This window comes from Williamsia sp. SKLECPSW1 (assembly GCF_054332755.1).
Genome location: NZ_JBTGLI010000001.1, coordinates 2,698,109 through 2,723,489 on the forward strand (window position 1 = coordinate 2,698,109; position 25,381 = coordinate 2,723,489).

Here is a 25,381-nt window from a genome sequence, read left to right on the forward strand (position 1 = left end):
GTGTTACCTCGCGATTACGCCGTCTCGACCGGGGTCCGTGTCGTCTCCGGCGTGCGTGAGAACAGGGCCTCCGACCACTTCACGCGGGAACCGGTGCGCAGGATCGACCGCTGGTAGATACGCGAGGCGGCCCAGGTGGTCGCCGCGCAGGCGGCGACCATGATCAGGACGGTGCCGACGATCTGGACGAGATCGGCGTCCCCGGTCGCGATCCGCATGGGCATGAGGGAGGCGGAGAACGGTGGGATCCAGCTGAGCACCGTCATCGGCGTCGAGGTGATCGCGTTGATCCCGAAGATCCCCGCGTAGAGGACGCCGAGCGCGAGGAAGGTCAACGGCAGCGTCGTCGATGCCGCCTCCTCCTGCCGCGAGACCATCGACCCGGCTGCGGCGTACAGCGTGGCGAAGAACAGGAAGCCGAGCAGGAACCACACGATCACCGCCACGAACATGGAGAAGGCCGTCGTCGGGACCGTGAGCAGTCCGGTCGCGGTCCCGGTGATCAACCCGGCCCCGGCGAGGACCACCAACTGGCCCAGCAGGATGGCGCCGATGCCGAGGATCTTGCCCCACAGCAGGTGCAGCGGCCGGATGGTGGCGAGCAGGATCTCCACGATCCGCGACGACTTCTCCTCCACGACGCCGGAGGCGATCATCCCGCCGCCCTGCATGATGACGATGAGCAGCAGGAAGACGCCGATGTAGGCGATGGCGAGGCGTTGGCCCTCGTCGGGTTTCGTCACCTTCGTCTCGGTGACCGACAGCGTCGACGACGCGGCCGCCTCGGAGGTGACGGCGACGGGGCTGGCGCCCGCGGCGGCGATGGCCGCGCGCAGACCGGACTGGGAGACGGCGGTGCGGACGAGTGTCTCCGTCGACCCGGACAGTCCGTCCTTCGTGATCGCGGTGAACGCGGTCCGCGCGCCCGGTTGGTTGGCGATCAGTGCCGCGGACACGTCACCGGACTCGACCTGCGTGCGGGCCTCGTCGGCGGAGGCGTAGGTACGGACGTCGACGCCGGTGCCGATGAGACGGCCCGCCTGGGTGAGTGCGTCGGAGACGGTGCTGCCCGAGGCCGCGACGACACCGATCTTCGGGGTGTCGTCGCCGCCCTTGCCGACGAACTGTGCCGCGACGATCAGGCCGCCGACGATGAGGACCAGCAGCAGCCCGTTGATGATCCGGAACGATCTGGTGGAGACCCGTGTGGTGATCTCGCGGCGTGCGACGAGCGCGACGGCCCGCGCGCCACCGGTGTCGGTGCCCTGTGTGGGGGCGGGTCGTGTCGGGTCGGGGGTCACTGTGTGGGTCATGCCGACACCACCTCTCGGAAGAGTTCGGTCAGGTCGGGGGTGCGCGGGGTGAACCGTCGGACCGGCCCGTGCTGGAGTGCCGTTCGCAGGATCTGTTGATCGTCGGTCCCGGGTGCGACGCCGACCACGGTCGTGTCCGGACCCGTGTAGTGGACCGACGCGACGCCGGTCAGGCCGTCGGCCCAGCCGGTCGCGGTCGACGGGCCGGTGATCTCGATCTCGCTGCCGCCGTGCGTCCGCAGGTCGTCGACGGTGCCCAGGGCACGCATCTCGCCCTTCGCGATGATGCCGACGCGATCGCAGAGGCGCTGCACGAGGTCGAGCTGATGACTGGAGAAGACGACCGGGACACCCTGGGCCGCCTTCTCTTTCAGCACGTCGCTCATCACGTCGACGGCCACCGGGTCCAGTCCGGAGAACGGCTCGTCGAGGACGAGGACCGCCGGATCGTGGACGAGCGCGGCGGCGAGCTGGGCGCGCTGCTGGTTGCCGAGGCTGAGATCGTCGACCGCGTCGTCGATGCGGTCGGCGATGCCGAGCCGGGTGAGCCAGTCACGCACCGTCGACGCTGCCTGCGACCGGGACATGCCGTGGAGCTCGGCGAGGTACTGCAGTTGTTCGCCGACCTTCATCTTCGGGTACAGGCCGCGTTCCTCGGGCATGTAGCCGATGCGCCGGCGTAGGGCCAGGTCGATCGGGCGGGCGCCGAGCGAGACGGTGCCGGAGTCCGCCGACAGCACCCCGAGCACGATGCGCATCGTCGTCGACTTGCCGGCGCCGTTGCTGCCGACGAACCCGAATATCTCGCCCGGGTGGACGGTGAAGGTCATGTCCCGCAACGCGGTCAGGTCGCCGTACCGCTTGGTGAGACGGTCGATGATCAGGGGGTCGCTCACGATCGTCCTCTCTGTGGTGGGGTCAGGGATCCGGTCACCAGGGGGCCGGTGCCGGGGGATCGAGGGGGGAGTCGGTGTCGTCGGGTCGGGTGGACGGACGGGCGTCTGCGCTGACGCGGGACGGTGGGGTGGGCGATGCCGCCGGCGCGGGCGTGTCGGGCTCGGCGAAGTCCTCGGGGTCGGGGTCCTCGGTCCACCACGCGAGAAGCATGGTGGGACTGCAGGTTCCGATGAGCAGCATCGTGATGAGCAGGACGCCGAAGCCGTACACGGTCTGCCCACTGACGGAGTCCCGCGCCGAGCCCACGAGGATCAACACGATGTAGGGCACGAACATCAGGCTGAACACCGCCATGTAGCCGATGGACCGGGCCGAGTTCCGCTTCGCCAGTTGCAGTTCGTCCAGTGATGCGACGGGCGCCTCGGCGATGTTCCCGGTGACGATGCCGAGCAGCTTGAGGAAGCCCAGGATGCCGAACAGCCCGAGGATGTAGGGGATGAAGAACCACGCCGCGGTGAAGAAGGACAGGACGGTGGCGACGACGAGCAGCGCCAGGGAGGTCAGCACACCACCGACCAGGATCCGGGCGCCGCGGCGATTCCGCATGCCGGGCAGACGGTGGGCGTTCTTCGCCTGGGCCTTCTCGTAGTGGCGGACACGCCAGGCCTCGTACCGCACCCAGAAGGCCGGCTTCACGTGGTCCGGGATCGCGGAGTTCGGATCGCTCATGAGGTGCTCCCGTTGCGGTTGGCGTACAGCTCGGTCGACATGGCCGTGAACTCGGTCCGGCTGAAGACGGCCTCGACGGGCAGGCCGAAGACGGCGCAGATGCGGAACGCGAGGTCCAGGCTCGGGTAGTTGTCGCCGCGCTCGAGCGCGCCGACCGACTGGACGTTGATCCCGACGGCCTCGGCGAGTTCTGCCCGCGACATGCGGCGTTCGGCGCGCAGGACGCCGATGCGGTTGTAGATGGGGAGCTGGGCACCCCGTCGGACTGGACTCACACAACACAGTGTTAGGAAAACACAACAGAATGTCAACCAACGACGGTGTACAGGCGACCGAGCATCGAGCGGCCCGGTGCCGAGACCGGGCGAGGTCGCTTGCCGGCGGTGCGCTTGCTACCGGTGCGGGAGTGCCACGCCGCGACCGCTGAGCTCGCCGCGGCGGAGCCGCTCATACGCGTCGGGGACCTCGTCGAGGACGACGGTGGTCGTCTCCGCGGTGAGGTCACCCGCGCGGGCCATCTCGACCACGGCGGCCAGGTCGTCCCGGGTCCCCCAGAACGGGGCGCTCACCTGCCACCCGGGTGCGAGCCCCCGATCCTTGCCCACCAGTACGCGCCCGCCGGCGCTGCCGACGACCACCAGCCGCCCGCCCGGGGCGAGGATCTCGAGGCCGGGTTCGACCGTGGAGGCGGCGCCGGCGAAGTCGAGCACGAGGTCGGCGCCGCGGTGACGGTGTAGTGCGGTGAGCGCGTCCGCGACCGAGGGACTCACGGAGTCTGCGCCGAGCTCGCGCGCGAGTTCCCGTCGTCCAGGGTGGATGTCGACGGCGAGGACGGTCCCGACGCCGAGTGCTCGCAAGATCTGCACAGCCATGTGACCGAGGCCCCCGACCCCGATGACGACCGCGACCGTGGACGCGTCCAGCAGATCCGAGTTGGACGAGATCACGTGGTACGCCGTCAATCCGGCGTCGGCGAGTGGCGCGGCCCGAACGGGATCGAGTCCGCGGGTGGGGACCAGCACGGCATCCGACGGCACCAGCATCCGCTCGGCGAGACCACCGGGATGTCCCAGTCCGTTGCCGATACGAGCCGATCGCCCGTCCGTGCCGGGAAGCAGCGAGAGGCAGTAGTTCTCCCGCCCGCGCCCGCAGTTCCGGCAGTGGCCGCAGGCCCAGATGCCGTGGACGACGACCGGGGTGTCGATCCACGACGCGTCTGCGTCCGGGCCGACCGCGACGACGGTGCCCGCGACCTCGTGGCCCAGGGTCACCGGGAGCGGATAGTCGAACGTGCCGGGAGGCGCGTCCATGACGTGCAGGTCCGACTGGCAGAGGCCCGCGGCATCGACGCGAAGCAGGATCTCCGAACCCGACGGGGCGGGCTCGGGGACCTCGCGTACCACCGGTTTCGCACCCCAGTCGGTGATCTGGACGGCGCGCATCGTCGTCGTCACCCGATCGCCGACCGCTGCCGGGTGCGGAACCGATCGACCCCGTCCGTGGTGGTGACGCCGACCCGGCCGCGGGCGGCGAGCACGTCGAGATGCGCCATCGTCTCGCACAGTGCGATCAACCGATTCATCGTGTCGAGATCGGAGAACGGCCGATCCCGCCGAGTCCACCGCAACGCCCTGGCCACCGTCGATCCGGTCAGCTCCGCGTCTGCCGCCTCGACGATGTCGAGGATCTCGTCGAAGCGTCGTCGGTGGTGCTCGATCAGCGCACGAGCGCGGTCGTCCACCCGCCCTCCGACGGGGCCGTGCGCAGGTGCGATCGTGTCGGCGGCATCGGACGCCACGAGACCCAGCGACGCGAGGAATGCCTCGAGAGGCAGATCCCAGTCGCCGAGTTCGAAGCCGATGGACGGGGTGATGGTGGGGAGGACGTGATCGCCGGTGAAACACACGGAGTTGTCCAGATCTCGGAAGATCATGTGGCCCTTCGTGTGTCCGGGCGTGTGGACCGCCTCGACATGTCGACCGGGCAGGGCGAGCGGTCCGGGGCGGATCCACTCGTCCGGATGCTCCCAGTCGGTGACGTCGAACGGCTCGTCGACCGTGATCCGGTACACGGCGTCGGCGAGTTCTGGTGCGCCACCGCGCCGAGCCTGTCTGAGCGACGTCTCGGGGACGGTGCTAGCGATCCGTGCGACCGCATCGAGACCCGGTGCCTCGGCGATCCCGAGATGGACGCGGCACCCGACGCGGCGGCGCAACTCGACTGCGAACGTGTAGTGGTCACGGTGGATGTGGGTGACGAACACATCGTGGATGTCTTCCGGTACCCGCCCCACCGTGCTCAGGGCGCTGCGCAACTCCTCGTGCGTGGTGGGGAGGTGCCATCCGCCGTCGACGAGGGCGATGCCCCGATCGGTCTCCAGCACATACACGTTCACCGCGCGCAGCGCATCGTTCGGGAGTTCGAGCGGGATCCGATGGACGCCGTCGACGACGACGTGACAGCCGGGCTCGGTCCAGGCCGGGGAGGACCTGGTCACGACGTGGGATCGGCGAGCGGCACCATCGTCTTCTCGTCGCCGTACCAGATCATCCGTCGTCCGCGCATCGTGCCCACGTTCTCCACCGCCGCGCTCCACTCCGGGCTGCGCAGCGCCTCCTCGAGGGCATCACGAGACGCGAAACTCAACACCGACAGGCCATCCCACCCGGACGACCGCTCGTCGGCGGCATCGACGATCTCGGTGTGCTGCCAGCGCATCAGCCCGGGCAGGGGGTAGGTCACCTCGGCGTGCTCGCCGCGCCACCAGTCGATGAACTGTTCGTGGGTCCAGTCGCTCGGTCGTGCCGCGAGCACCATCAGGTTGAACACGGGTCCTCCTCGTTCGATCAGGTGGTGGGGTTCGATCAGGTGGTGGGGTTCGATCAGTGGGTGGGGGTGCCGGCGAGTCGGCTCGCGAGCGCGATGGCGTCCCGTCGGGACAGCTTGCCCACCCGGTTCTGGGGCAGGTCGTCGACGGTGAAGACGTACTCGGGCCACTTCGACTTGGGGAACCCCGTGCGGTCGAGCTGGTCGGTCACCGAGGCGAGCGTCATCTTGGTGTCCTGGGCGACGACCAGCGCGGCCGCGCGCTCACCCAGCAGGCTGTCGGGTACCGGGACGACACACACCTGCACGACACCCGGCAGTCCGGCGATCGCGCTCTCGACCTCGTTGATGTCGATGTTGCGGCCACCGCGGATGATGATCTGCTTCTGGCGTCCCATGACGGTGATGAATCCGCCGTCGCCGACCTCGACGAGATCTCCGGTGGGCAGGAAGCCGTCCTCGGTGAGGTCGGGCGCCTGGGGTCGACCCTCGCGGGCGTAGCCCACGAAGAGTGAGGGACCCCGCACCTGGGCGTCGCCGATCTCCCCGGCGGGCAGCGGCGAGCCGTCGGCCGCGACCGCGCGCACCACGGTGCCGGGGAACGGTCGTCCGTCGCGGCCGAGTCGCAGAGGAGGTGGGTCGGTCAGCGACGGGGTCGTGTGACCCAGGCACTCCGACATGCCGAACACCCGCAGGAACGTCGTGCCGAGCGTCGCCTCCGCGCGCTGCAGGGCCGCGACGTTCATCGGACCGCCGCCCACGGTGATCGCGCGCATCGCCGTCAACGGTGTCTCGGAGCCCTCGGCGATCGACATCTGCAGCGCCATCGTCGGCACCAGCATGGTCCACGCGACGGAGTGTTCCCGCAGGGACGCGAGAGCCGCTGTCGGCGACCACTTCTCGATACAGACCATCGTCGCGTCGAGGAGTGCGGGCAGATACATGCCGAAGCATGCCGCAGCCACCGACGACAGCGGCACGAAGGCCGCCACCGCATCGCCGGCGCGCAGCCCTACGGTGTCGATGGTGCACTGCGCCGCGTAGCGGATGGCGCTCTCGGACTGGACGACGCACTTGGCCCGGCCGGTCGACCCCGAGGTCATCGCGATGACCGCGCCGTCCCCCCAGCGGTCGATGTCGCGCGTCTCGGCGGTCGCGACCGGCGAGATGCGTGACATCGACCGCTGGGGGGAGGGCGCGGTCATCGCGATGACCGCGCCGTCCCCCCGGCGGTCGATGTCGCGCGTCTCGGCGGTCGCGACCGCCGTTCGTGGCCCCGGCGTGTCGACGCGGGTGGGGAATCGACCGTCGTCGACACCCCAGGCGGAGAGGACATCAGGATCGGCGACGACGACGTCGGGTGCGATGTCCTCCACGACGAGGTCGAACTCGGTGGGGGACAGGTGGGGACTGAGTACGGCCACCACGCCGCCCCGCAGGCCGACGGCGATTGCGCACGCCAGGGTCTGCCACGTGTTGTCCGCCTGGACGGCGACCGTCGGCGGCGAGGCGCTGAGATCGGCGAGCGCATCGGCCAGACCGCGGGCCGCGTCGACCACCGACCCGAGCGAGTGCTCACCGTGCTGGTCGATCACTGCGATGTTCTGCGGTGTCCGCTCCGCTCGCTGGAGCAACTGCGTCGCAAGTGTTCTCATCGGACCTCCATCCCGACCGTGGTGCGCGTGGTGGTCACCGTGCGGTCCATCCGCCGTCGACCACCAGTGTGTGACCCGTGACGTAGGAACTGGCGGAGGAGGCGAGGAAGAGGACCGCGCCGTCCACCTCCCCGTCCCGTCCGCCACGTCCGAGCATCGTGTTCCGTCGCACCCAGTTCGCCGATCTGTCGTTGGTGAACAGGCCGTCGGTCATCTCGGTGTCGAACCACCCCGGGACCACTGCGTTGACCCGGATCCCGCGGCGGCCCCACTGACCGGCCAGCTCGCGGGTGAGGCCCAGCGTGCCGGCTTTCGACGCCGCGTACGACGCACCGCCGATCGGCGCCGTCGACACCAGCCCGATCACCGACGAGATGTTGACGATGGAGGCCGGGGCGTTGTCGGGGAGTCGGCCGACGAGGTCGGTCGACAGGTGGAACCCGGCGAGCAGGTTGAGCTCGAGGAGGGCCGAGAAGCCCTCCGCCGTCTCCTGTTCGGCCTGCGGTGGGCCGGACATGCCGGCGTTGTTGACCAGGACGTCGACCTTGTCCCGCCCGTCGAAGGCCGCGTCGAGCAGGGCGCGTCGGTCGTCGGGATCGGTCACGTCGCAGCGCACGGGGGTGATCGACGGATGCCGTCGGGCGAGGTCGGCCAGTCGGTCGAGCCGACGTGCGGCTGCGAACACGGTCGCGCCGGCGTCCGCGAGCGTGGCGGCGAAACCCATGCCGAGGCCGGAGGACGCGCCGGTGACGATCGCGGTCCGACCGTCGAGCCGGAACAACTCACGGGCGCTCGGGTGGGTCGGGGTCGATGCGGTGCTGCTGTCCGATGCCATCGTCAGTACACCGCCGTCCGACCACCGTCGACGGGGATGATCGCGCCGGTGGTGTATCCCGCTGCGTCACTCGCGAGGTGGCAGACGATGCCGGCGATCTCGTCGGGATGTCCGAGCCGGCCCGCGGGCAGGCGATCGGTGACGAGCCCGATGAAGTCGTCGTCCCAGTTCTCCGCCATGTCGGTGGCGAAGCTACCCGGCATCACGCAGTTGACCCGCACCGTGGGCGCGTATTCCTGTGCGAAGGCCTGCGTGAGCGCGTTGAGGCCGTTCTTGGCCGCGGCGTACATCGCCTCGGCCGGGCTGGGCCGGACGGCTCCGATGCTGGAGATGTTGATGATCGATCCACCGCCTGCCGCCCGCATCCGGTCACCGGCCACCGCCATGAGACGGAACGGTCCCTTCACGTTGACCTCGATGGTCTTGTCCCAGAGAGCTTCCGAAACATCCAGCAGATTGTCGGCCAGTGGTGCGATGCCTGCGTTGTTCACCAGGATGTCCAGTCCACCGAATCGCGAGACGACGTCGTCGATGGCGGGTTCGAGCTCGTCCCACCGGCCGACGTGCAGGGCGAGCGGGTGTGCCTCGCCGCGCAGGTGCGACAGCGATTTCGCGACGCGGACACATGATTCGAGCTTGCGGCTGGCCACCACGACGGTGGCGCCGGAGTCGGCGAGTCCGTGCGCGATGGCCCGGCCCAGTCCGCGGCTCGCGCCGGTGACGAGAGCCACCTTCCCGGTCAGATCAGTGGTCATGCGTACTTCTTCACCTCCAGTCGGGCGATCGTGCGCAGGTGCACCTCGGCGGGGCCGTCGGCGATCTGCAGGGCGCGGGTGATCGCGTGCAGGCGGGCCAGCACGGTGTCGTTGCTGACGCCCGCCGCCCCGAAGGTCTGCACAGCCCGGTCGACGACGCGGTGGGCGACCTCCATCGCGGAGACCTTGATCGCGGCCACCTCGGAGCGTGCCGAGGCGTTGCCCTGGGTGTCCATCAACCACGACGCGTACAGGACGTGCAGGCGGATCTGGTCGATCTCGACGCGGCTGCGTGCGATCCACTCGCGGACGACCCCGCGATCGGACAGCGGTCCGCCGAATGCGGTCCTGCTCTGGGCGCGGCGGCACATCATCTCGAGGGCACGCTCGGCCATCCCGACCGCGCGCATGGCGTAGTGCATCCGTCCCGGACCCAACCTGCCCTGCGCGATGGCGAAGCCGTCGCCTTCGACCCCGAGCATGTTCTCGACGGGGACGCGGACATCGGTGAACTGGACCTCGCCGTGGCCGAGCCGGTCGTGGAACCCGAACATCGGGAGGTCCCGCAGCACCTCGACGCCGGGGGTGTCGAGGGGGACGAGGATCATGCTCTGCTGCCGGTAGGTCGGGCCGTCCGGATCGGACTTGCCCATCACGATGACGAGTCGGCAGTCCGGGTCCAGGACGCCGGACGTGTACCACTTGCGTCCGTTGATCACGTACTCGTCGCCGTCGCGCGTGATGGTGCAGGTGATGTTGGTGGCGTCGGAGGACGCGACGTCCGGTTCGGTCATGGCGAAGGCCGATCGGATCCGGCACTCGAGGAGCGGTGTCAGCCACCGCTCCTTCTGTTCCGGCGTGCCGTACATGGCCAGGATCTCCATGTTCCCGGTGTCCGGTGCCGAGCAGTTGATCGCCTCGTTGCCGATGATCGACCGTCCGACGATCCCGGCGAGCGGCGCGTACTCCAGGTTGGTCAGCCCGGCGCCGAGCCCGTCGTGGGTCATGAACAGGTTCCACAGCCCGAGGTCGCGGGCGGTGGCCTGGAGATCGCGCATGATCTGGGGTTGCTCGTGGGGGTTGTCGTTGGCGGCGATCTGCGCGTCGTAGACCGGCTCGGCCGGCAGCACGTGCTCGGTCATGAAGGTCTCGAGCGTCGCGGTGAGCGCACGTGTCCGTTCGGAGGGGGAGAAGTCCACGGTGAGGCTCCTTGCTGGGGATCGGTGGCGTGTCGGAGGTCGCGGACTCAGCGCACGATCGCGGTCCCGGTCCGGATGAGGCGGTCGATGGTCGCCGGTAGGCGCTCCTGGTCGGGGTCGTGGTGGCGCCCCTCGCGGTGACGACGCAGGTTGTGGCCCATGATCGCGGCCATCTTCAGACGACCCAGGGCGTCGAACCAGTCGAGGTCGGGCAGGGCCGGTCCGCCGTCGAGGTAGGCGTCGACGAGTGCGTGCGGTTCCGGCAACCCGGCCACCTCGCGGCCCACCTCCGGGAAGTTCGCGCCGTCGGCGAAGACGAGGAACCAGCCGAGCTCGACCCGAGGATCGCCGAGACTCCAGATCTCCCAGTCGATCAGCGCCCTCGGCTCGGTGCCGACGGACAGGATGTTGCCCAGGCGGTAGTCGCCGTGGACCAGCACCGGCGTCACCGCATCGGGGACTCGACGGGCCAGCAGCTCGACCAGTGCGCGACCGCCCTGGGCGAGTTCGGTGGGCACCGCGTCCATGGTCTTCGCCCAGCGAGCCAGCTCGTCGGCCGGACCGAGGACCGGTCCCGCGCCGGGGATGTCGTCGATGTCGACCCGGTGCAGTCGCGGCAGGATCTCGGCCGCACGCAGCATCCGGGCGGCGGCGAGGTCCCCCGGTACAGGCGGGTCGTCGAGGACGGGTTCGAGTGATTCGCCCGCGACCAGTTCCATCGCGAACCAGGCGGGTTCGTCGTCGTCGACCGCGACGACACGCGGCACGGGCACGTCGGTCTCGGCCAGTGCGGTGAGGATCGAGGCCTGACGCAGCATGTCGTGCCGACCGATCGCCCGCTGCCCGTCCGGTACGGCCTTGACCACGAGATCACCGCGATCTGTCCCGACCCGGTAGGTCAGACCGGAGTGCCCTCCGGGCAGCGCCTCGAAGGAGGTCACGGCCAGACCGTCCGAGTGGGAGAGATGGCGCGAGACACGGTCGCGCAGTGCGGAGGTCACAGGCGTGGTTCCTTCGGCAGGCCGAGCACGCGCTCGGCGATGATGTTGTGCTGGATCTCGTCGGTGCCGCCGGCGATGCGGTACCCGGGCGCCCCGAACACATGCTCGGTCCAGGCGAACCGGCCCCAGCCGCCGCGGTCGGCCACGAGATCGGGCCCCAGCAACATGCGGACGACCTCGCTCGTGCGGGCCATCGTGTCGGTGGCCAGCAGCTTGCCTGTGGACGCCTCGGGACCGGGTTCGGTCCCCGACGCCATGGCCTGCGCGACGCGCATCCCGGCGATGCGCTGGACGACGCTGCGTGTGATGAGGTCCGCCACACGATCGCGTTCCGTCTCGCCGAGGTCGCGGTCGAGATGGGCGGCCAGTTCGACGGCCTGGTCGGCGTTCGCCAGGCCGAGACCCGCACCGTCGAGCCGTTCGGCCGCGAGCACGGTCAGGGCCACCGACCAGCCCGTGCCCACCGGGCCGAGACGGTGGGCGTCGTCGAGGTGGACCCCGTCGAGGTAGACCTCGTTGAACGAGGACCCGCCGGTCATCTGGCGGATGGGCCGGACGGACACCCCGTCGGCGTCCATCGGGACGAGGAAGACGGTCAGACCCTGGTGTTTCGGTGCGGCGGTGTCGGTGCGACAGACAGCCACCCCGACGTCGGCGACGCGCGCGCCGGATGTCCACACCTTGTGGCCGTTCAGGATCCATCCGTCACCGTCGGGGACCGCCTTGGTCCGCACCGCGGCGAGGTCGGATCCGGCCTCGGTCTCGGAGAAGAGCTGACAGGCGATGACGTCCGTGCGCAGCATCGCGGCGACGTAGCGATCGCACTGCTCCGGCGTACCCCAGCGCGCGATGGTGGGCGCCACGAGCTGCTGCGTCACCGAGAACATCTCGGTCCGCCGAGGGATGTCGAACTCCTCCTCGACGTCGCGGAAGGCGAGCTCGTAGGAGAGGGGGAGTGCTCGGCCCCCGTAGTGCTCGGGCCACGTCAGGGCACCCCAGCCGGCGTCGAATTTCGCCTGCTCGTAGGCGATGATCTCGTCGGTCCGGGCCCGCTCCTCCTCGGCCGTCCAGTTCTCGAAGACGGCGACGGAGTCGTCGCCGTGACCCCACGCGGTCTCGGTCCGGCGAGTGGCACGGGTCGCTATCCAATCCCGCGCCTCGCCGGTGAACGTCGCGAGGTCGGGCACTGCGGTGGTCATCGGTGTTCCGTTCGATGCTGGGGTGGTGAGTGGGGTTTCGGGCGTCGTCAGATCGTCAGCACGGTGCAGGCACTGATCCCCGGCGCGCCGTAGACGTGGGTGAACCCCACGCGCGGGGAGCCGGGCACCTGCCGGGAACCCGCGGCCCCGCGCAGCTGGGTGACGATCTCGTGGACCTGGCGGAGGCCCGATGCCCCGATCGGTTCACCGTTGGCGATGCAGCCGCCGTCGGTGTTCACCGGGAGGCGCCCGTCGATCTCGGTGAGGCCCTCGGAGATCCACTTCTCCTGCTCGCCGTGCTCACAGAAGCCGCACTCGGCCATGTGCATGATCTCGGCGCCGGACTCGGTGTCCTGCAGCTGCGCCACGTCGACGTCGCCGGGGGCGATGCCGGCTTCCCGGAACGCGGCCGTCGCGGCGTCGGTGCTGACACTCACGGGTTCTCCCGTGCCGGCCACGGCGGGACTGAAGACCTCGAACGACCCGAACCGTCGGGTGCGGTGTGCGATGGCGCGCACCCGGACAGCGGTGCCGGACAACCGTCGGGCCGTGGCCGCGTCGGCGACCACGATCGCGGCACCGCCCTCACCGGGCGAGCAGAACATGTACCGGGTGAGTGGATCGTTGACCATGTCCGCCGCCGCGATGTCCTCGGCGGAGATCGGCTCCTGCCGCCACGCGTTCGGGTTGAGGGACCCGTTGCGGTAGGCCTTCGCCGCGACCGCCGCGAGAGTGTCGCGGGAGATGTCGTGGTTGCGCATGTAGCGGGCGATCTTGGAGCCGAAGAACTGGGTGGTGACCATCAGGCCGGCCTCCCCGTATCCCTCGGGCAGACCCCACTCGCCGGGCTGCGGGTCGAACGCTCCGCGAGGGTGCTTGTCGAATCCGACGGCGAGCGCGATGGTCGCCGCTCCGGAACGGATGGCGTTCACGGCGGACACCAGCGCGCTGCCCCCGGTCGCACAACCGTTCTTGACGTTGGTGAAGGGGATGCCGGTCAGGCCGAGCTCGGTGACGAGTGTGTCGGCCAGTCCGGATCCGTCGCTGCCACCGAAGGCGACCTGCACGTCGCCCCAACCGATCCCGGCGTCGGCGAGGGCAGTGTGTATCGCGGTGACGGCCATCTGGCGCCCGGTGACCCCGGGCTGGCGTCCGAACCTCGACAGGCCCGCACCGACGATGCTGACGTCGTCGCTCATCGCCCGGCCACCTCGAAGTGCGGCACGGGTTCGGTCGCGACGAGCGTCGCCTCCGAGCCGATCAGGTCGTCGAACGACTCCGCCTCGAGGATCCCGGCGACCCGGATCCCGTCGGGCAGTTCGACATAGCCCATGGCGAAGGGTCGGAATCCACCGGTGGGCGGGACATACGGCGGCGACTTCGGCGCGAACCGCTGCACGGTGTAGGTCCACACCGTGCCCCGTCGGCTCAGCGTCCGGGGTCGCACGCTCGGCGTGGCACACCGAGCGCAGCGGTCGCCGGCGGGGAATCCCACCGTTCCGCACGTCGTGCACTCAGAACCCTGCAGGCTCGGTTCCGTCATGTCCCGTCCCATCCGGTGTCGATTCAGGCTGTCGGTGAGGGCGTCAGACGCCGGTCAGCGACCGACCCACTTGGGCTCACGCTTCTGCAGGAAGGCGTTGACGCCCTCGCGTGCGTCCTCCGACTGCAGCGCGTTGCCGACTGCAAGGTGCTCCATGACCATCAGCGACTGGATGTCGGCGTCGAGACCGCGGTCGATGGTCATCTTGGTGAGCTTCATCGCGAACGGGCTCTTGTCGACGATCGGGGCGATGAAGTCGGCCACGAGCTCGTCGAGCTGGTCGGCAGGCGCCGACGCGTTGATCAGATCCCATTCGGTGGCTTCCTTGCCCGAGAGCAGCTTGCCGGTGAGCATGAGCTCCTTGGTCTTGCGGATGCCGATCATGCGCGGGAGGCGGTAGATCGGTCCCGCGCCGCCGAACAGGGCACGGCGGATGTGGAAGTCGCCGATCTTGGCGTCGTCGGCCGCGACCGCGAAGTCGCACGAGATCATCAGCTCGAAGCCGCCGGCGGTGACGAAGTCCTCGAGGACCGCGACCGACGGGGTGTTCATCGAGTAGAGGCGATCGCAGACCTTCGCCGAGAGGACTGCGACGTCCATCGCGTTGGTGGTGCCCACGAAGTCACTGAGCAGGATGTCGAGGTCGAATCCCGAGCAGAACTGATTTCCCTTGCCGCGCAGCACGAGAACCTTGAGATCGGGATCGTTGTCGACCTCGACGATGATCTCGTCGAGCCGGTACAGGAGCTCCGGGGTGACGGCGTTCTTCTTGTGCGGGCGGTTGAGCCACACGCGGGCGACGGGGCCGTCCTTCTCCAAGATGATGTGGTCGGTCTCGATCATGTTCTCTCCTTGACATCGATCGCGACCCGATCGCGACCTGAACTGGATTCAATTCAGTTCTAACGGTCGAGGCCGCAGAAGTCAACAGCCTCGACCGGCTGAGGGCCCGAGCGGATGCGACCGTCAGGTCACGAGGCGGACCGGTGGCGGCGTCCAGGTCTCGTCGAGCGCCGCGCGCAGGGGTTGGTAGATGCGCAGTACCAGGAAGAACGCGCCCTCGGGGCAGGGAAGCCATGCGGCGTCGGGGGATTCGGGGCGACCCGCGGAGACGACGACCGCGCTGGGGGCACGCCCGTCGTCCGCGCGGTTGGTGGAACCGCCGACCGAGTGTCGGCCGGCGGGGGCGTCGTGCAGCCTGCCGGTCTCGGCCTCGTACAGCGTGATGCTCCAGAAAGCCTCGGCCGGAGGCGGATCGGAGAGATCGATCCGGTAGACCGCGCGACCGCTGCCGTCCAGTGGCGCGCCGCCGGAGTCGACGTAGGTGTTGTACGAGCAGTTCTCCTCGACGACGTTCGCACCCAGCCCGACGAAGTTCATCACCGCCCGCGCGAGGAAGTTGTTCCCGTGTGATCCCTTGTCCAGAACCCTGGTCCAGCCGCTCTCGGCCTTGCGGCCCAGGAGCCCGCGCGACCCGCCGAGAATCCGCATCGCCGACTCGAAGCCTCGTCGCGCACCCTCGGCGACGGCCTCGTCCCGGCCGAGTGGTTCCGCCGATGCCCCCGACCCGATCCCGAGGATCCGGAACTGATCGACATGCGCCACGTCCTCGTGCGGTACCCCGTTGATGCGGAGCGAGGCATCCAGTGCACGCAGGAACGCCGAGACCGACGTCTCGACCTCGTCCTGGCCGACCACCGGCCAGGGCCGCACACTGTCGCCCCGGCCGTGGAGGAGCACCTGGTCCTGCAGCGCGCGAACGGTGTCGACGTCACCGGGGGTGTCGAACACCTGGATGCGCATGAGCAACCACATCAGGGGTGTCGCCACCCGGAGCACCGGGGTCCCGTCCGGCGCGGTGCCGGTCCACGTCGTCGTGGCGATGAGCAGCTCGCGCGGCGGAGGGGTGTGCGTTCGCGCGCTCACGTTGGAGGCATTGCTGTACGCGTCGAGGAGGTTGAGCGTGAAGTAGCGCCGGCCGAAGTCGGGGAGGTCGACGCGGACGGGGCCGTCCGACAGGTCGATCCATGCGTTCGAGTACAGGGTGTCCACGTTCGGCACGCGGAACGGCTGGTACCCGTGCGAGGCGATCTCCCGGTCGTGGCGCAGGACGTTCATCCGCCACGGGTCTCCCTCGACGGCGGGCGCGCACATCGCGCACATGCTCGCGTACTGGAGTACCGACGGCATCCCGTAGATCACCGCCTGGATGGCGGCGCTGGTGGCCAGGGCGATCCGACCATCGGCGTTGGTCGGCGTGATGTCGTCACGCTCGGAGAACTGCAGTTGGTCGGCGAGCGACGGGTCGTAGACCCGATGGACCACGCGCTCCCGAGCGCCCCCGTACCTGGTGGGTTCGGACACCACGTCGACCTCCGATCGAGTTGTTCGTCGACGCGTCGCCGACGTCTCAGCAGTGCAGCTCTCGCGTCAGAAGTGCACGGCAGGTGTGTCATCCGGCGCGACGGTGAGTACGAGGATCAGGGCCGCGACACCCGTCGCGACCACGGCGAGGGACAGCAGTGCGCACGGCCGTGAAGCCGGTCTGCGCAGGATCACCAGGCCCTCGTCGTCCATTGCCAGTTCTCGACGGCCGGGTGTCGACGTCCGGACGCGTGCGATCGCGGCACACGCCGCGACGAACGCCGCGGGCACCAGGAGCACACCGAGCCAGGACTGCCCCAGATGTGCCGCGATCCGCACGCCCACCGCTGCGGCGACGAGCAGTGAGCACGACGTCCGTTGCCAGGCGAGCGACGTCCGTTCCAGTTGCAGGCCGCCGTCGTCGAGTTCGACGGCGCCGGTCCGGTCGCGGTCGCTCACACCATCAACTCCCAGGTCACCAGCAACCCGACCACCGTGAGGACGCTCGCGAGGACGAAGGAGCCGCGGGGAGAGCGGAGGGGACGGCGTAGGCGGAGATCGCGTTCGGTGCCGGCCCAGTTCCACCACGCCTGCAACGGCATCCAGATCGAGAGGACCACCAACAGGATCGATGCCACGTGAGTGGCGATCGCGCCGCCGCCGACGTCGAAGGCCCGCAGCGCGACTCCGGAGGCCATCAGGGCGAGGGAGGTCCGGATCCACGCCAGGAAGGTGCGCTCGTTCGCCAGGCTGAAGCGGGCGTCGGGTTCGGTGCCCTCCGAGTACACCCAGCCGAGCAACCTCGCCACCGCGATCCCATCTCTCCAGTCTCGTCATTCCTGAACCGAACTCGATTCAAGACGATAACGTGTCGACGGACACGACGCCACCAACCGCAACCGGCGGGCCACGAGGTCCCCGTCGGCGCCTCATGAGGGATGTGACGACTTCGCCGATGACCGTGCTGACCGACGAGCGACTCGAGCACCTCGCCCGGGATCTCCAGATCTGGGGGTTCCCGTGCGTCTTCGCGCAGCGGTTACGGCTCCGGTTCACCCTCCCTCTCACCCCGGATGCACCGCGCCCGGCGTCGTCGGCAGGTGCGCCACTCGACCGGATGGGCCACCAGCGTCGCCTGTCCGACCCCCAGCTGACGAGCGGCGTCGCCCCGAACGTCGACACCCTCTACTCGCTGGCCTTCCTGGATCTCGACGGGGGCGAGTTCCGACTGCATCTCCCGGATCTCGGGGACCGGTACTACGGGGTCCAGATCGGTGAGGCGGACTCCACGACGGCATGTGCGGTCGGCCGCCGCACCCACGGCGGTCGCCTGCCCGAGATCGTCATCCGTCGACGCGGCACCACATCGTCGGCCTCGACGGATCGCATCGACGTCACCTGTCGATCGCGGTTCGTGATGGTCGCCATCCGGATCCTGGTCGATCCTGCGGACGACGACGTCTCGGTCGTCCGGGGCCTCCAGCAGCGCATCCGCCTGCGGGCGCCGGCGGTCGACCGTCCGGACGGTGTCGACGACGACACGCGGGAGCTCATCCGACGAGATCGGGACCGCGAACTGCGCACCGCGCATGGCTTCGTGCACTCCCTGGGTCACGCCGTCGAGGGACTGGGCGTCGACGACGTCCCGCCGGAGATGTCGGCCGGCATCGCGACGCTGCAGGACGTCGTCCGAACCGGGCACCCGCGAACAGTGGAGGCGGTCGAGTTCGGACTGGCCCGAGGGCTCGACGAGATCGCGACGCACGTGAGGTCCGTCGGGCGGGTGGTGAACGGCTGGTCGGTGAACGATCGCGGACCGGAGTTCGGCGACGATCTCCTGCTCCGCGCGTCGGTCGCCTACTCGCAGATCTACGTCAACCCGGTCGAGGAGGCCGTCTACCCCGTCTGCGAATCGGACTCGGCCGGAAGGCCTCTCGACGGACAGCACGAGTACACGGTGACCTTCCGCGCCGGTCAGCACCCGCCCGCACGCTTCTTCTGGTCGCTCACCATGTACCACCGTGCGGGGTTGCTCGTCGAGAACCCGATCGGCCGGTACGCGATCTCCGATCGCACGCCGGGCCTGCGTACCGACGCGGACGGATCCATCACGATCCGCATCCGGGTCGCCGAACCGGCGTCCGGCGTCCAGAACTGGTTGCCGTGCCCGCCTGGCGGGTTCCGGTTGATGCTCCGCCTCTACGGGCCCACGACGAGCGGGTGGGATCCGCCCGGCGTCGAGCGGGCATGACGGGCCGGGCGGGCCCATCGACGTGACGAGAGAACATCCGATCAGCAGTAGGGAGTGAGTGCGATGAACATGCGTAGAGGGTGGGCATACGCCACCGCGGTGGCCGCAGTCGCCGTCATGGCCACGGCGTGTGGTGGTGGCTCCGGCGGGACGACCTCCCCGGTGAAGGGCGGCTGGGACGACATCGTCGCAGCGGCCCAGAAGGAGGGCTCGGTGATGCTGTACTCCAGTCAGAACCCGAAGATCCTGCAGAGCGTGAAGGCCGCGTGGAGCAAGAAGTACCCGGGCATCACCCTCGACTTCGTCCGCGGCACCGACAGTGATCTGCTCCCGCGCATCGACGCCGAGAACCGGACGAAGAAGGGCATCGCCGACGTCCACATCGTCACGGACACGTCGTACATCGAGCGCGCCGCGAAGAGTGGCGCCTACTCGACGGACCTGGCCGAGGGGCCCGACTTCGCCAACCCGGCGTACAACGCGTCGTCGAGCGTGATCGACGGCAGGTTCTTCCTCGACGCGGCGACGACCCTGGGGTTGGGGTGGAACACCAGAGAGGTGCCGCAGGGGATCTCGTCACCCACCGACATCCTGAACCCTCGCTTCCAGGGCAGGATCGGCGTGGTCAACCCGAACGGGATCGCCACGTACATCGACCTCTACGACTACTACGGGAAGCACTTCGGCGCCGACTACGTGAAGAGACTCGCCGCCCTCAAACCGAGGATCTACCCGAGCGCGCTCGGGGTGGCGCAGGCGCTGACCTCCGGTGAGATCGCCGTGTCGCCCACCGTGCAGCCTCTCGTCGACGAGAAGTCCGCGGGGGCACCTGTCGACTGGCGTCTACCCGAGCCGACCTGGGGGAGTCCGTACTACGGGTATGTCACCGCGGTGGCACCGCATCCGAATGCCGCGCAGGTGCTGGCGGACTTCCTGATCAGTCCCGAGGGGCAGCGTGCTCAGGCGATCGGTGTCGCGACCGCCCTGCCCGACATCCCGGGTGCGACAGCGAACGCGCAGCAGATCACCAAGCCGGACGCCTCGACGCTGACGAAGGAGTACGTCGACCGGCAGACCCGTGAGTGGCAACAGATGTTCACCGGATGAACCGTCTGGGTGCGGGGCTGTCGGCGGCGAGATCGGCTCTCGACAGCCCCACGCGGACTGAACTAAGTTCACTTCTATGAGTCTGATCGAGAAGTACTACGCGACGATCGACGAGGGTCGTCTCGACGACGCTGTGACGATGCTCGCGCCGGACGTCGAGTTCGCGATGATCCTGCCCGGCGGCGAGAACCGTGGCCGCGGCCGGGATCGGATGTTCGAGTACCTGAGCGGTCGACCGCCGGTGGGTCGACGACACGTCCTGCGACGTGTCGCCGACGACCGCGACGTGGAGTTCGCGCAGGGGATGGTCACCGAGGCGGGCCCTGACGGTGACGCGGTGACGACCGGCCACTTCGTCGGCGTCATGCACATCGGGGACGCCGGTCTCGTCGACCGGTACCAGGTCAGCTTCAGTGCCGACTTCGCCGTCCTGCCGTCCGATGGGGTGGCCCTGTGAGCGCCGCGGGTTCGACGCCGGTGTTGGCACGGTGGTTCGAGTACATGGACTCCGACGATCCCGATCGCGTGCTCACGATGATCGCCGACGAGTTCGTGATGTCGGTCCAGTTCTCCAAGGGGGCCGGTGAATCCGCCGAGTTCGTCGGCGACCGGGCGGGTCTGGTCGGTTACCTGGCACAGCGGGAGAAGGGCATCCTCGTCCATCACGTCGATGTCGGCACGACGGTCGAGGGCCACGAGATGGTCCTCGGGCGGACCACGCGCGCCGGCGACTTCGAGGCGTCCTTCACCGCGACCGCGCAGATCGACGACGACGGCCGTGTGCGGCGCCTGTTGATCGCGCGTACCCCCGAGGTCGCGTTCGGCTGACCTCGTCGAACCGCTGTATCCGTCGCACCGTGTGCCTGCCCGCGCACGGTGCGACGGTCGTCTGCGCGCTGTCGTGTGACTCGACCCGAGACCGCTCGTCGATCGTGATTGACATCACTGCCCACCGCGGTTACCTTTCTGAACTGAGATGAGTTCAGTTCAATCTGAGGGATGGCAATGAGTGTTGTTCTGGTCCACGGGGCCGGGATGGGTGCGTCCAGCTGGGACCCACTCGTCACACGCCTCGACGAGCCCGTGCTCGCGGTCGACCTTCCGGGGCGCGGTGGCCGATCGGACGTCGACCTCCGCACCGTCACGCTCGACGACTGCGCCCGCGCCATCGTCGACGACATCGACGCGGCGGGGTTCGACGACGAGATCGTCCTGGTGGCCCACTCTTTCGCGGGAGTCTCGGCCCCGCGGGTCATGAGCGCGCTCCCATCGCGACTGAGTCACGTCGTGTTCCTCTCCGCCGTGGTCCCACCCGACGGCACCCGCGTCATCGACCAGATCGACCCGTCGGTGCGCTCCGCCGTGGAGGCCTGCATCGTCGACGGCGTCTACCACCAGGACCGTGAGGCCGCGACCGCCATGCTGTGCAACGACATGTCGCCCGAGCAGACCGAATGGACGATGTCGCAGCTCGTCGACGACTCCGCGGCGCTCCTGCAGGAACCCGTCGACCTGTCCGGTCTCGCCACCGCGGTGCCCCGCACCTACGTGCACCTCGCCGACGACCACTGCTACACGACGGACCTCCAGCTCCGGTCGGCCGCACTCGTCGGTGGCGACACCGCTCACCTCGCCGCCGGTCACATGGCGATGGTCTCGATCCCCGACCGACTGGCGTCGCTGCTGCGTCAGATCACCGGCGGCGCACACCGGCCGGCAGCGACGACAGATGGGTACCGATCATGAAGCGCTTCTCCCGTGTCTCCGCGGTCGTCGGGGCGGTCGCCGCGCTGGCGCTGCTCTCCGCATGCGGTGGGAGTTCCGGTGTGTCCGCTCCGGTGAAGGGAAGTTGGGACGACGTGGTGGCGGCCGCGGACAAGGAGGGCACGGTGATGCTCTACTCCTCGCAGAAGCCGGCGAACCTCGAGGCGTTGAAGACCGCCTTCCACGCGAAGTACCCGAAGATCACGATGCAGTTCGTCCGCGGTACGGACTCGGACATCAATCCGAAGATCGAGACCGAACGCCAGACAGGGAAGGGCATCGCCGACGTCCACATGACCACCGACGCCGCGTGGATCACGACCGCCACCGCATCGGGCCGCTACTCCACCGATCTCGTCGGCCCGTCCCTGAAGGCGGCCGCATACGACCCCTCACGCAGCGTCATCGACGACAAGTTCGCACTCACCAGCGCGGCGGTCTACGCGCTGGGATGGAACACCGCTGCGGTGCCGAACGGACTGCGAACCCCGCAGGACGTCATCAACCCGGCCTACCGAGGCAAGATCGGCATCGTCAACCCCACCGGGATCGCGTCGTACGTGGACCTGTACCGCTTCTACGCCGCCAACTACGGCGAGGACTACTGGAAGCAGATCGCGGCCCTCAAGCCGCGGATCTACCCGAGCTCGCTCGGTGTCGCCCAGGCGCTGACCTCCGGTGAGATCTCGGTGTCACCGTTCGTGCAGCCGTTGGTGACCGAGATGAAGGCAGGCGCCCCGGTCGGGTGGACGCTGCCGTCCAAGCCCTGGGGAACCCCCTGGTACACAGAGGCACTCGCTGTCGCACCCCACCCCAACGCGGCGCAGGTCCTGGTGGACTTCATGACCAGCCGCGACGGACAGGTTGCGCTCAACTCCGGATACGCGGCCGTCCTGCCCGACATCCCCGGCGCGGTGGCCCGTGCGCAGGACATCGCCGAGCCGAACACCGCCGACCTGACCCCGGACAAGGTGCGTCAGTACTCGCAGCAGTGGGCGAAGGAGTTCCAGTCGTGAGGGCGGACGGCGCCATCGGTGCCGGTGTCCATACACCGAACACGAAGGCGGAAGGCACATCGTGACAGAGCAGTTCACCGTTTCCGGGTTGGTCAAGTCCTACGGCGACAACGTCGTCGTCGACGATCTCGACCTCCCCATCTCCGACGGCGAGTTCCTGGTCCTGTTGGGCCCCAGCGGGTGCGGCAAGACCACCACGCTGCGGTGCCTCGCGGGTCTGGAGACGCCACAGGGCGGGGCGATCGCGTTCAAGGACAAGGTCGTCTTCGACGCCGACAAGCGGATCGACGTCCCGGCGCACAAACGCAACATCGGCATGGTGTTCCAGTCGTATGCGCTGTGGCCGCACATGACGGTGCGGAAGAACATCGGGTATCCGCTCAAGGTGCGCAAGATGCGGGACGCGATCAAGGACGGTTCGGTCGACGAGGCCGCCCGCATGGTCGACTGCGAGGGTCTGCTCGACAGGTATCCGTCGCAGTTGTCCGGCGGACAGCAGCAGCGCGTCGCCGTCGCCCGCGGCCTGGTCTCCCGCCCCGACCTCGTGCTGTTCGACGAACCGTTGTCCAATCTCGATGCCCGCCTGCGGGATCAGGTGCGTTCGCAGATCCATCAGCTGCACCGCCGGCTCGGTTTCACGGCGGTGTTCGTCACCCACGACCAGGCGGAGGCGTTCGCGCTCGGTGACCGTGTCGCCATCATGAAGGCCGGTAAGATCGAACAGTACGACGAGCCGGATCACGTGTTCGAGTTCCCGGTGTCGGAGTACGTTGCCGCGTTCATCGGCATGTCGAACCGGATCGAGCTGATCCGTGATCACGACGGATGGCAGACCACGTCCGGTGCGATGGTGGACCTCTCGCGGGCCGTCGTCCGCGACGTCCCCGAGCGCGGCGGTACCGCGGTCGCGCGTCTGCGCCCGGACGACCTGCTCCTGCACGGGTCGGAGAACGAGGTCCCGGACGGCAACGTGATGCTCCCCGCGGAGCTCGTCGACCACGAGTACGGCGGACGCTTCTACGACGTCGCGGTCCGCAGCGGTGCGGACGCCATGACGTTGCGCGCCTCGGCAGCCGACCACGGTGGGATGCTCAAGAAGAGTGCGCCGGGCGACCCGATGATCCTGAGCTTCGCACCCTCGGCGTTGCGGGTGTTCGCCGACCAGCCCGACGCCGCGGTCGATCGGGTCTCGGCCACCGCGAGCGTCGCGTCATGACGGCCGCGGCACCGACGGCGTCGCTGCCAGGCGCTCGCACGTGGGCGATCCCGGCGCACTGGCGGACCCGCATCGGGTACACGGTGCTCCTCGCGGTTCTCGCCTACCTCGTCGTCCTGCCGATGATCCGATTGCAGGCCCTCGCGTTCCAGGACGGGGCGCAGGGGTATCGCAACGAGTACGGCCGGTTCGACATCGGGGAGACCATCCGGACCACCGTCGCCCTCGCACTCGGGTCCCTGGTCATCGCGATGGTGCTCGGCACCCTGCTGGCGTTCGCCGCGAGTCGCCTGCCGGCGAGGATGGGTTTCCTCAAGATCGTGCCCATCCTGCCGATCGTGATGCCGGCGGTCGCGAACATCGTCGGCTGGGCCTTCCTGCTGTCGCCGGGCCCCGGATACCTCAACGTCCTGCTCCGCAAGGCGATGTGGTGGAGCAACAGTCAGAGTGGTCCGATCGACGTCTACACCGTTCCGTGGATCATCGTCCTCACCGGTTTCGGACTCACGTCCTTCGTCTACCTGTTCGTGAGCGCCGGTATGCAGAACATCAGCTCCGAGCACCTCGAGGCGGCACAGATCAGCGGATCGTCCACGGTGGGCGTGTTCTTCCGGGTCGTGCTGCCACTGTTGCGCCCCTCGTTGATCTACGGCGGTGGCATCGCGCTCCTGCTCGGTCTCGGCCAGTTCACCGGACCACTCCTGCTCGGGCAGAACACGGGTGTCAACGTCCTCACGACCGACATGTATCGCCGGGTCTCCGAGTCGCCCTCCGACTTCGCCGCCGCGGCCGCGGCCGGTTCGCCCCTCGTCATCATGGGTATCGTGGTGGTGCTCGCGCAGAAGCTCTTGCTGGGCAATCAGAAGCGGTTCGTGACCCACGGTGGCAAGGCCTTCGCCCCCAGCGGCGGAAAGGCGCGCTGGGCGACTGCAACCCTGCTCATCTATGCCGTTGTCGCACTGGTCATCCCGCTCGTGGGTCTGGTCATCGTGTCGCTGACCCCCTACTGGTCGGGGTCGTTGTCCTGGTCGTTGTTCACGCTGGAGAACTTCCGGAATCTGTTCAGCAACACCGCAGTGGTCGAATCGGTCGTCACCAGCGTGGTCACCTCGCTGGGGGCGGTGGCGATCTCCGTGCCGATCGGCTACCTCATGGCCAACCTCCTGGTGCGCGGCCGGCGGTTCCGGATCATCGGACTGGTCGGCGACCTGATCACAGCACTGCCGCTGGGCATCCCCGCGGTCATCTTCGGCGTCGGGTTCCTGCTCACCTACACCGAGCCGCCGCTGATCCTCTACGGCACGCGCACGGTGATCGTGCTGGTCTACGTGGTCCTCATGTTGCCGTTCGCAATACGGATGCAGATGACGGCGATGCTCTCGCTCGGCGATGCCTACGTCGAGGCGTCGGCGACGAGCGGTGCGTCACCGATGGTGACCAATCTCCGGATCATGTTGCCGCTCATGCGGCCCGCGATCCTCAGTGCCGTCGCGTTGATGTTCATCCTGCTGACGCACGAGTTCGCCGCGTCCCTCCTCGTCCGTGCCTCGACGACGCAGGTGATGGGGACCTTGCTCTACGACATGTGGCAGAACGGTTCCTATCCGCAGGTGGCCGCGATGGCGCTGTTGATGACGGCGGTCACGACCGTCGGCGTCGGCGCTGCGATGGTCGTCGGCGGACGCAACGTACTGAGCAATCTCTGAGACTC

27 protein-coding genes are annotated in these 25,381 nt (G+C 68.8%); 8 read left to right on the forward strand and 19 right to left on the reverse strand.

The window, feature by feature from the left end:
* Positions 1–14: 14 nt before the first annotated feature.
* From ACXVUM_RS12705 to ACXVUM_RS12795, 19 genes are all read right to left on the reverse strand, one after another.
* Positions 15–1,313 carry an ABC transporter permease gene (locus ACXVUM_RS12705; protein ID WP_458522138.1) on the reverse strand — a complete coding sequence of 433 codons (1,299 nt, stop codon included), beginning with the start codon at positions 1,311–1,313 and terminating at the stop codon, positions 15–17.
* On the reverse strand, positions 1,310–2,209 hold the full coding sequence (locus tag ACXVUM_RS12710) for an ABC transporter ATP-binding protein (RefSeq protein ID WP_458522139.1): 900 nt from the start codon (positions 2,207–2,209) through the stop codon (positions 1,310–1,312). Before ACXVUM_RS12710 ends, ACXVUM_RS12705 begins: the two co-directional genes overlap by 4 nt.
* Before the next feature lie 34 nt (positions 2,210–2,243).
* Positions 2,244–2,939 carry a hypothetical protein gene (locus ACXVUM_RS12715; protein ID WP_458522140.1) on the reverse strand — a complete coding sequence of 232 codons (696 nt, stop codon included), beginning with the start codon at positions 2,937–2,939 and terminating at the stop codon, positions 2,244–2,246.
* Positions 2,936–3,214, reverse strand: coding sequence for a helix-turn-helix transcriptional regulator (locus ACXVUM_RS12720; RefSeq protein WP_458522141.1), 279 nt, complete (start codon positions 3,212–3,214; stop codon positions 2,936–2,938). The genes ACXVUM_RS12715 and ACXVUM_RS12720 overlap by 4 nt, the downstream gene beginning before the upstream one ends.
* A 117-nt stretch (positions 3,215–3,331) precedes the next feature.
* A complete protein-coding gene (locus ACXVUM_RS12725; RefSeq protein WP_458522142.1) occupies positions 3,332–4,381 on the reverse strand; it encodes an NAD(P)-dependent alcohol dehydrogenase in 1,050 nt (349 codons plus the stop codon).
* Between the two features lie 8 nt (positions 4,382–4,389).
* A complete protein-coding gene (locus tag ACXVUM_RS12730; RefSeq protein WP_458522143.1) occupies positions 4,390–5,436 on the reverse strand; it encodes an MBL fold metallo-hydrolase in 1,047 nt (348 codons plus the stop codon).
* A complete protein-coding gene (locus tag ACXVUM_RS12735; protein ID WP_458522144.1) occupies positions 5,433–5,768 on the reverse strand; it encodes an EthD domain-containing protein in 336 nt (111 codons plus the stop codon). Before ACXVUM_RS12735 ends, ACXVUM_RS12730 begins: the two co-directional genes overlap by 4 nt.
* A 53-nt stretch (positions 5,769–5,821) precedes the next feature.
* On the reverse strand, positions 5,822–7,420 hold the full coding sequence (locus tag ACXVUM_RS12740) for a class I adenylate-forming enzyme family protein (protein WP_458522145.1): 1,599 nt from the start codon (positions 7,418–7,420) through the stop codon (positions 5,822–5,824).
* Positions 7,421–7,454: 34 nt separating this feature from the next.
* Entirely contained in the window at positions 7,455–8,255 is an 801-nt protein-coding gene (locus tag ACXVUM_RS12745; protein WP_458522146.1) for an SDR family NAD(P)-dependent oxidoreductase, read from the reverse strand.
* Between the two features lie 2 nt (positions 8,256–8,257).
* Positions 8,258–9,010 (reverse strand): SDR family NAD(P)-dependent oxidoreductase, encoded by a 753-nt coding sequence (locus tag ACXVUM_RS12750; RefSeq protein WP_458522147.1) that lies wholly within the window; start codon positions 9,008–9,010, stop codon positions 8,258–8,260.
* Positions 9,007–10,209, reverse strand: a complete 1,203-nt coding sequence (locus tag ACXVUM_RS12755) for an acyl-CoA dehydrogenase family protein (protein ID WP_458522148.1) — start codon at positions 10,207–10,209, stop codon at positions 9,007–9,009. Before ACXVUM_RS12755 ends, ACXVUM_RS12750 begins: the two co-directional genes overlap by 4 nt.
* A gap of 47 nt (positions 10,210–10,256) precedes the next feature.
* Positions 10,257–11,210 carry a phosphotransferase family protein gene (locus tag ACXVUM_RS12760; protein WP_458522149.1) on the reverse strand — a complete coding sequence of 318 codons (954 nt, stop codon included), beginning with the start codon at positions 11,208–11,210 and terminating at the stop codon, positions 10,257–10,259.
* Entirely contained in the window at positions 11,207–12,409 is a 1,203-nt protein-coding gene (locus ACXVUM_RS12765) for an acyl-CoA dehydrogenase family protein (protein ID WP_458522150.1), read from the reverse strand. Before ACXVUM_RS12765 ends, ACXVUM_RS12760 begins: the two co-directional genes overlap by 4 nt.
* 47 nt (positions 12,410–12,456) lie before the next feature.
* Complete coding sequence (locus ACXVUM_RS12770) at positions 12,457–13,608, reverse strand: thiolase family protein (RefSeq protein WP_458522151.1); 1,152 nt, start codon at positions 13,606–13,608, stop codon at positions 12,457–12,459.
* Positions 13,605–13,964 carry a Zn-ribbon domain-containing OB-fold protein gene (locus tag ACXVUM_RS12775; protein ID WP_458522152.1) on the reverse strand — a complete coding sequence of 120 codons (360 nt, stop codon included), beginning with the start codon at positions 13,962–13,964 and terminating at the stop codon, positions 13,605–13,607. Before ACXVUM_RS12775 ends, ACXVUM_RS12770 begins: the two co-directional genes overlap by 4 nt.
* 42 nt (positions 13,965–14,006) lie before the next feature.
* Positions 14,007–14,795 (reverse strand): enoyl-CoA hydratase/isomerase family protein, encoded by a 789-nt coding sequence (locus ACXVUM_RS12780; RefSeq protein WP_458522153.1) that lies wholly within the window; start codon positions 14,793–14,795, stop codon positions 14,007–14,009.
* A gap of 123 nt (positions 14,796–14,918) precedes the next feature.
* Positions 14,919–16,316, reverse strand: a complete 1,398-nt coding sequence (locus ACXVUM_RS12785) for a DUF1254 domain-containing protein (RefSeq protein ID WP_458522154.1) — start codon at positions 16,314–16,316, stop codon at positions 14,919–14,921.
* A 66-nt stretch (positions 16,317–16,382) separates the two neighbouring features.
* On the reverse strand, positions 16,383–16,775 hold the full coding sequence (locus ACXVUM_RS12790) for a DUF202 domain-containing protein (protein ID WP_458522155.1): 393 nt from the start codon (positions 16,773–16,775) through the stop codon (positions 16,383–16,385).
* A complete protein-coding gene (locus ACXVUM_RS12795) occupies positions 16,772–17,125 on the reverse strand; it encodes a YidH family protein (protein WP_458522156.1) in 354 nt (117 codons plus the stop codon). Before ACXVUM_RS12795 ends, ACXVUM_RS12790 begins: the two co-directional genes overlap by 4 nt.
* A 146-nt stretch (positions 17,126–17,271) precedes the next feature.
* On the opposite strand from ACXVUM_RS12795, the gene ACXVUM_RS12800 reads away from it, so the two are divergent.
* The 8 genes from ACXVUM_RS12800 to ACXVUM_RS12835 all read left to right on the forward strand — a co-directional run bounded on the left by ACXVUM_RS12800 (position 17,272) and on the right by ACXVUM_RS12835 (position 25,376).
* Positions 17,272–18,567 (forward strand): DUF1214 domain-containing protein, encoded by a 1,296-nt coding sequence (locus ACXVUM_RS12800; RefSeq protein ID WP_458522157.1) that lies wholly within the window; start codon positions 17,272–17,274, stop codon positions 18,565–18,567.
* A gap of 63 nt (positions 18,568–18,630) precedes the next feature.
* On the forward strand, positions 18,631–19,674 hold the full coding sequence (locus tag ACXVUM_RS12805) for an ABC transporter substrate-binding protein (protein ID WP_458522158.1): 1,044 nt from the start codon (positions 18,631–18,633) through the stop codon (positions 19,672–19,674).
* Between the two features lie 76 nt (positions 19,675–19,750).
* Positions 19,751–20,131, forward strand: coding sequence for a nuclear transport factor 2 family protein (locus tag ACXVUM_RS12810; RefSeq protein ID WP_458522159.1), 381 nt, complete (start codon positions 19,751–19,753; stop codon positions 20,129–20,131).
* 44 nt (positions 20,132–20,175) lie between these two features.
* Positions 20,176–20,502: a hypothetical protein gene (locus tag ACXVUM_RS12815; RefSeq protein ID WP_458522869.1), complete on the forward strand. Its 327-nt coding sequence runs from the start codon at positions 20,176–20,178 to the stop codon at positions 20,500–20,502.
* A gap of 177 nt (positions 20,503–20,679) precedes the next feature.
* Complete coding sequence (locus ACXVUM_RS12820; protein ID WP_458522160.1) at positions 20,680–21,420, forward strand: alpha/beta fold hydrolase; 741 nt, start codon at positions 20,680–20,682, stop codon at positions 21,418–21,420.
* Complete coding sequence (locus tag ACXVUM_RS12825; protein WP_458522161.1) at positions 21,417–22,454, forward strand: ABC transporter substrate-binding protein; 1,038 nt, start codon at positions 21,417–21,419, stop codon at positions 22,452–22,454. Before ACXVUM_RS12820 ends, ACXVUM_RS12825 begins: the two co-directional genes overlap by 4 nt.
* 61 nt (positions 22,455–22,515) lie before the next feature.
* Positions 22,516–23,670 carry an ABC transporter ATP-binding protein gene (locus ACXVUM_RS12830; RefSeq protein WP_458522162.1) on the forward strand — a complete coding sequence of 385 codons (1,155 nt, stop codon included), beginning with the start codon at positions 22,516–22,518 and terminating at the stop codon, positions 23,668–23,670.
* The gene (locus tag ACXVUM_RS12835) at positions 23,667–25,376 is read left to right on the forward strand and encodes an ABC transporter permease (RefSeq protein WP_458522163.1); all 1,710 of its coding nucleotides are present in this window, start codon (positions 23,667–23,669) and stop codon (positions 25,374–25,376) included. Before ACXVUM_RS12830 ends, ACXVUM_RS12835 begins: the two co-directional genes overlap by 4 nt.
* The last annotated feature ends 5 nt before the right edge of the window (positions 25,377–25,381 follow it).